The sequence below is a fragment of the Kocuria sp. CNJ-770 genome, from assembly GCF_001942375.1.
GTDB classification, from domain to species: domain Bacteria; phylum Actinomycetota; class Actinomycetes; order Actinomycetales; family Micrococcaceae; genus Kocuria; species Kocuria oceani.
In genome coordinates, this window is the sequence record NZ_MKJW01000053.1 from 1 (window position 1) to 1,662 (window position 1,662).

Sequence of the window (1,662 nt, forward strand, 5' to 3'; positions counted from 1 at the left end):
GTGTCGATGCCGTCTGAATACTGACCCTCGGGCGCCGAGCGAAAATTGACCCCCTCGGCGGTGATGCTGAGGGAGTGATCAGTGTGGAGGACTGGGCCGAGATCCGCCGGTTGCACCGGGCGGAGGGCATGCCGATCAAGGCGATTGCACGGCAGTTGGGGTTGGCCAGGAACACGGTGCGGGCAGCGATCGCCAGCGATGTCCCGCCGAGGTACGAACGCGCTCCGGCCGGCTCGATCGTGGACCCGTTCGTGCCGGGGATCGAGGCCCTGTTGCGGGAGTTCCCGACGATGCCGGCGTCGGTCATCGGCCAGCGCATCGGGTGGGAGCACTCGGCCTCGGTGCTGCGGGCCAAGGTCGCGCAACTTCGCCCGCGCTACGCCCCGCCGGATCCGGTGGACCGGGTGCGCTGGGGTGCTGGGGAGGTGATCCAGTGCGACCTGTGGTTCCCGCCGCCGGTGGTGCCCGATGAGCATGGGGTGGCCCGGTCCTTCCCGGTGCTGACGATGATCTGCGCGCACTCCAGGTTCCTGATGGCGGTGATGATCCCTTCGCGGGCCGGCGGGGACATCCTCGAGGGCATGTACGTGCTGCTCGAGCGGCTCGGGGCGGTGCCGAAGATGCTGCTGTGGGACAACGAGGCCGGCCTCGGCGCCCACCGGCGCCTGGCCCCGGCCACCACCGCTTTCGCAGGCACGCTGGGCACCCGCATCTGGCAGGCCCGCCCCTACGACCCCGAGACCAAGGGCATGGTAGAGCGCGCCAACGGGTACCAGCGCACCTCGTTCCTGCCCGGACGGACGTTCACTTCCCCGGCCGACTTCAACGCCCAGTTGCAGGACTGGCTGGGCGAGGTGGCCAACCGGCGCAAGGTCCGCGCCCTGGGCGCCCGCCCGATCGAGGTGCTCGAAGCCGATCGGGCCGCGATGGGGGTACTGCCGCCGGTGGCCCCGGCCACGGGCCTGAGCAGCACGACCCGGCTGGGACGGGACTACCACCTGCGCCTGGCCGGGGTCGACTACTCCATCCACCCCGAAGCGATCGGACGGATCGTGAGCGTGCGCGCCGATCACCACACCGTCACCGCCACCACCGTCGGGCGCGAGGTGGCCTGCCACCCCCGGCGGTGGGCCGGCACCGGCACCGTCACCGACCCGGCACACGTGGCCGCGGCCGCCGCAGCCCGGGCGGCCTACCAGCAGCGCCCGGCCCGAGCCGCCGGTGTTGGGGAGTTCACCGTGCCCACCCGGGATCTGGCCGTCTACGACCAACTGATCAGGAGAGCCTCATGAACTCGACCACCGACCCGGCCAAGGAGATCGGCTACCTGTGCCGGGCGATGAAGACCCCGCAGATCGCCGAACTGGCCGGCCCCCTGGCCGAACAGGCCCGCACCGAGCACTGGTCCTACGAGCAGTACCTGGCCGCCGTGCTGGGCCGGCAGGTCGCCACCCGCACCGCCAACGGCAACCGGCTGCGGATCGCCGGGGCCCACTTCCCCCAGATCAAGACCCTCGAGGACTTCGACCCCAGCGTGCTGGCCGCCCGGGAGAACGAGCTGCTGGCGCACCTGGCGACCACGACCTTCGTGCCCGGTACCGAGAACGTCGTGCTGCTCGGGCCCCCGGGGACCGGCAAGACCCACCTGGCGATCGCACTGGG

At 71.5% G+C, this 1,662-nt stretch carries 2 protein-coding genes; both read left to right on the forward strand.

The features are described 5' to 3' along the window. Nucleotides 1–74: 74 nt before the first annotated feature. Nucleotides 75–1,292 carry an IS21 family transposase gene (gene istA / locus BJF77_RS02455; RefSeq protein ID WP_139318404.1) on the forward strand — a complete coding sequence of 406 codons (1,218 nt, stop codon included), beginning with the start codon at nt 75–77 and terminating at the stop codon, nt 1,290–1,292. Further along, on the forward strand, nt 1,289–1,662 hold a 374-nt coding region (locus BJF77_RS02460; protein ID WP_158041166.1), incomplete at its 3' end, for an ATP-binding protein. The genes istA and BJF77_RS02460, both read left to right, overlap by 4 nt.